Genomic DNA, 5,025 nt, shown 5'->3' on the forward strand with positions numbered 1-5,025 from the left:
GCCTGCCCCGCTTCCAGGAGTCCCCGCAGCAGCGGCTGGCTGCGCGAGGAGAGGCTCGACTCGGGGCCGGTGCAGTTGATGACGTGGCCCACGCGCAGCACCTGGGGCTCGCGCTGTCCCCGGGGGCGCAGGCGGACCGTCACGGCGTCCGGCTCCAGGTCGAAGCCGAGCACGCGGCCCGCGTGCAGCACCAGCCGCCCTTCGCGCCTCCAGGTCTCCAGCGCTGCGTGGATCTCCGGGGCCATGCGGTGGCGGTGCACCTCCCATTGCGTGCGCAGGTGGCGCAGGAAGCGCTGGCGCTCCGCGTCCGTCAGCCGCTGCCACAGGGGCGTCGTCACCGGCCGCAGCGCGTCCACCGCCGCGCGCCAGTCCGCGCCCGCGGCCACCTGCGCGTCGACCTCCTGGCGCATCGCGCGCAGCACGTCGCGGATCCGCAGCGTGCTGAACGGCGCCGCGCCTTCGTCCCGGGGCGCCGTAGCGTGATGGGCCGTCTCCGCGTCGCGACAGCGGTCCATCTCCCGGCGCACCGAGCGCAGCAGCTCCCGGATGCGCAGGGGCTCCGCGGCGGCGGGCGCCTTCGCTCCCGAAACGCGGTGCACATGGGGCAGCAGGCCATGCCGGGACAGCGCATGCACGCGGCCCCGGTGGCCGCGCTCCTCCAGCGACAGCACCGTGTCCACCATGGTGAGGCCCGCGCCGATGAGCAGCACCGACTCCTCGGGCCCGATGCCTTCCAGCGCTCCGGGTGCCCAAGGCGAGCGGTGGTAGCGGGCGCTCGCGTACAGCCCTCCGTCCGGAACGCGCAGGTCCGCGGGCAGCGCGTTGCCCAGGGCCAGCACCGCGCCCCGCGCCTCCAGGGTTCCGCCGCTCGCGAGCGACAGCGTCACGCCGTCGCCCGTGTCCACCGCCGCCGTCACCTCGTCGTGCACCGTCTCCAGGAGGACCCCGGACGCGGCCCGCTGCGCGGCCTCCGTCAGCACCGCTTCCAGGTACTGGCCATAGCGACGGCGCTCGGCGAACGCGGAAGGCGGCGTGTCCGGCGCCGCCACGCGCAGCCAGCGCAGGAAGTGCTCGGGATCCTCCACCCAGGCGCTCATCCGGCCGGCCGGCACGTTGAGCAGGTGGCGGGAGCTGGTGGTGGAGTACGCGACCCCCCGCCCGATGCGCTCCCCCTTCTCCACCAGGGTCACGCGCAGCGGCGAACGGGCGCCGCGCAAGAGACAGGCCGCCAGCAGCGTTCCGCTGGCACCCGCGCCGATGATGATCACGTCCTGCCGGAAGTTCACCGCACGATTGTAGGGCCGGGCCCCCCGGATGACACCCCTCCCGAACGCCCGTCCCGGGCCCAATGTCCGTCAGCCGCCGCCGGATGAAGTCCGGGGCCCACCGTGGGACGTCGGGGCCGCGCGGACCTCACAGCGTCTGCGGCGCCCCGGGCACGGCGGCAGGGGCGGCGGGCGATGGGGCCATGGGCAGCCGCTCTCCCATGCGCGTGAGGCCCTCGCCGTCCCGGGCGCGGGCGTGCACCTGTGGATAGTCCTCGAAGGTGGTGCCGAACCACCGGTCCAACAGCACCGTGTAGAGGCCGTAGTGGCCCTGGTAGCGGGCGTGATGCAGCGCGTGGAACGTGGGCGTGAAGAAGATGCGGCCCACCCAGGACGTCACGAAGCGCTTGGGCAGCCACTCCGTGTTGCCATGGCCCACCGCGTTGAGGGCGTAGTTGGTGAGCATGTAGGCGATGATTCCGGCCTGCGTGCCCGGCATCAGGTGGAGCGCGGCGTAGTGCAGGCACAGCCCTCCGCCCATCAGGACGCCCCGCTCCAGCACGGAGAACGACAGCGCGGTGAGCGGCTCCGTCACCTTGGCCACGTGGTGCTGCGCGTGGAAGCGGTAGAAGCGGGGCAGGTGCATCAGCCGGTGCGTCGCGTAGAACCACACCTCGTAGCCCACGAACATCCACGCGTAGGTCCAGAGCGCGGCGGGCAGGCTGAACGGCGCGTGCCGCGGGCCGGTCCAATAGAGGAAGCCGGCGATGATGGCCGCGTCGGCCAGCACCACGCCCAGCGCCGCCCACGCCTCGCTGCGCAGCTGCCCGTCCGCCAGTTCGCGCCGGTACACCCGCAGGCGCTCCGCGGCGCGCGTGCGCCAGGCAAGCCAGCCGAGGACGACGGTCAGCAGCTTCACCAGCCCGGAGATGATCAGGACGGTGAGGGCCAACACCAGCAGGGAGGGGTTCAGCGGCATCCCGGACCTCGCACGCGCCACGCACCGGGACGCCCGGAAGGGGACGCCCGTCAGGTCCAGTCTGCCTGAGAACGGGGCGTCTGTACGAAGGCCCCCGCCACCGGCAGGCACACGCGGAAGATGCTGCCCTGGCCGGGCGAGCTCTCCATCGTCAGCGTCCCGCCCAGCGAGGTGACGATGCCATGGCACACCGCGAGCCCCAGGCCCGTGCCCACGCCCAGCGGCTTGGTGGTGAAGAAGGGGTCGAAGATGCGCTCGCGGTGTTCGGGCGCGATGCCGCAGCCGGTGTCGCGCACCTCCACCAGCACGTGGCCGGGCGCATCGGGGCGGGCCACCACGCGCACCTCGTTGGCCTCCGCGTTGCCCGGGGGGATGGACTGCGCCGCGTTGAGCAGCAGGTTCAAGAACACCTGGCCCAGCCGGGAGCCGTTGCCCTGCACCGGGGGCACGCCGTCGCACTCCACCACCAGGCGCGCGCGGTGCCGCAACTCGTGCATGGCCATCTTCGCCGCCGTGCGCACCACCGCCGCCAGCTCCGCGGGGCCGCTGCCCACGTCCTCCGCGCGCGACAGCGTCTGCAGGTCCCTCACGATGAGGCGGATCCGCTCCGCGCCGTCGCGCGTCTCCGCCAGCGCCTCCAGGATCTCCTGCCGGTCCTGCTCCGACAGGCGCTCCTTCTGCTGCAGCTCCTGGTGGATGTACTCCAGGTTGCTCAGGATGAAGGCCAGCGGATTGTTGATTTCATGACCTACACCCGCCGCGATGCGCCCCAGGGCGATGAGCCGGTCGGCGAAGAGCAGCTGGGCCTGCGTGGCGTGGAGCTGCTCCAGGCTGCTGGACAGCTTCGCGTTGGCGGCCTCCAGCGCCGCGGTCCGCTCGCGCACCGTCTCTTCCAGCAGGTGATTGTCCGCGCGGGGCGCGCCCGGTCCGGGACGCACGCCGGTGCCGAGCCCGTGGAAGGCCTGTCGCAGGGTGCTCCGCCGCCGCGTCATCGCCGCCAACCGTCCGACCTTCGCTCGTACCGTCATCGCGGCCCACTCCAACACCCGCGGCCGTTACCGCTCCTCGTGGCGGTGGTCCCCTGCGGCGGACCGGCCTGCGCGAAGGGCATCCAACACCGCCGTCCGGTGCCGGGCAAGGTGCGCGGGGGTACGTGACGCCGGGGATTCGACAGGCGCGGATTCGTGCACCGTCGCCACCCCCTGGCGGGAGTCGGGAATCGGGAGTGGGGGCTTGGGGTCGGGCGCGCGGTGGGAAGCGCCGCACGCCCGGATGCACGGGCACGGGCCCTGGGGGAGGCCTGACGTGCCCGGTGCCTTGGTGAAACCGGGTGAGACTAGGAGCAGGTGCCGCAGTCGGCCTTGCAGCTGTCCGCGGTGAGGCCGGTGCCACAGTGCTCGGTGAACTGGCAGGTGCCGTCGCCGCAGCGGAAGAGCTCCTGGGGCTGCACGCGCGTGGTGAGGGTCGGGTACGTCTTCCCGTTGTACGTGCACTGCGTGTAGTAGGGCTGGCTCGGGTCGGCCTTGGTGCAGAACTGGGAGCAGGCGCCCACGTTGGTGATGGGGGCGCAGCTGTCCGCCTTCAGCGACAGGCCGCAGGCGCGCGTGGTGCTCTCCGCGGAGCTGAACTCGCGATCGCGCGCCGCGAACAGGCCTTCCGTCGTGAAGAGGTTGCCGAAGAAGCACGCCTCCTTCGCGTTGAACGTGGACAGCTCCTCGGAGGAGTACGCCAGCGCCGTGCCCTCGGCGGTGCGGCCCAGCACCGACAGCGAGATGTGCAGGCCGTACTTGTTCGCGTGCGCCGCGAGGCACGCGCTCACCACCTGCTGCTCCGCCACCGTCGCGGGCTTGCCGGACGCCCAGCCCGGCGCGAGCCCCAGGCTGCCCTGCCACGTGTACTTCTCCCCGGTGGACGCGTTCTGGTACGCGCGCGTCTGGCCGGCGGGCACCGCGCACTTCACGATGTACGCCATCAGCGCCGGGGACGTGCCCGCGTTCGCGTTGAACCAGTCGTTGAAGCCGTTCGTCGACAGGCCGTTGGTGGACAGGCCGTTGGTGGACAGGCCGTTCGTCGACAGGCCGTTGGTGGACAGGCCATTCGTCGACAGGCCGTTGTCCACCGCCTGCGCCTGATCCGCCGACGCCAACACCCACGCCTCATCCAGGGTGGCTTCCGGTGCCGTCCCTCCGCAACCCACCACGGCCAACAACGCACCCGTCAGCAACAACGCCTTCAGGGGTTGGCGTGAGGCACTCCGGTTCCACCACTCGCTGCATCCACTTCCAGGCTGAAAAGCAGGGGTGAGGCGCATGTAGGGGGCTCCCGCTCAAGGGAAGTCGGATGAACGACTTCCAGGATGTCAGGCAGTCCAGGCTTTCATCCAGAAAGTCGCTGAAACTGTCAGACAGGGGAATCGTGACGCATTTGTGGGGGGAAAGAAATACCGCGTCTTCAGAAAAATACCGTGTGAGTTGAATCCTGACGCGACCTTCAGTAGGCCTCTGGAGGGCCTGTCACCACAAGGACGATCGGGGTGGGGTGAGGGGAGGACAACTCACTGCGAGGGTGGGCCCTCGAGGAATCGCGAAGCCGGAGGGGTCACGGCGAAGCCGTCCGGATCGCGGACGTTCCAGGTAGCCACATGGGTGACAGGTCCCCCTACCACCTCGGCCTCCCCGTCCTCGCCCCGGGTTTCCGCCTCGCCATGGTGGAGGCAGAGGTGGACGTGGGCGTGGGCGACATCCGCCAGGGCCTGGGCTTCCGCGTGCAGCTCACGCAGGG

At 71.4% G+C, this 5,025-nt stretch carries 4 protein-coding genes; all 4 read right to left on the bottom strand.

Annotation, left to right across the window (positions count from 1 at the left end):
* The coding region (locus D7Y13_RS38310) for an FAD/NAD(P)-binding protein (RefSeq protein ID WP_120630975.1) at positions 1-1,286 on the bottom strand (1,286 nt) is incomplete at its 3' end.
* A 127-nt stretch (positions 1,287-1,413) separates the two neighbouring features.
* A complete protein-coding gene (locus tag D7Y13_RS38315; protein ID WP_120586009.1) occupies positions 1,414-2,244 on the bottom strand; it encodes a sterol desaturase family protein in 831 nt (276 codons plus the stop codon).
* Positions 2,245-2,294: 50 nt separating this feature from the next.
* Positions 2,295-3,272, bottom strand: a complete 978-nt coding sequence (locus D7Y13_RS38320) for a sensor histidine kinase (RefSeq protein WP_120534633.1) — start codon at positions 3,270-3,272, stop codon at positions 2,295-2,297.
* A 308-nt stretch (positions 3,273-3,580) separates the two neighbouring features.
* Positions 3,581-4,465, bottom strand: coding sequence for a hypothetical protein (locus D7Y13_RS38325; protein WP_233596007.1), 885 nt, complete (start codon positions 4,463-4,465; stop codon positions 3,581-3,583).
* Positions 4,466-5,025 lie beyond the last annotated feature (560 nt).

The sequence above is a fragment of the Corallococcus praedator genome (assembly GCF_003612125.1).
In the GTDB taxonomy this organism is placed as follows: Bacteria; Myxococcota; Myxococcia; order Myxococcales; family Myxococcaceae; genus Corallococcus; species Corallococcus praedator.

Coding starts and splice junctions, on each gene's coding strand:
- D7Y13_RS38315 (WP_120586009.1), bottom strand. CDS start 2,244: ATGCCGCTGAACCCCTCCCTGCTGGTGTTGGCCCTCACCGTCCTGATC.
- D7Y13_RS38320 (WP_120534633.1), bottom strand. CDS start 3,272: ATGACGGTACGAGCGAAGGTCGGACGGTTGGCGGCGATGACGCGGCGG.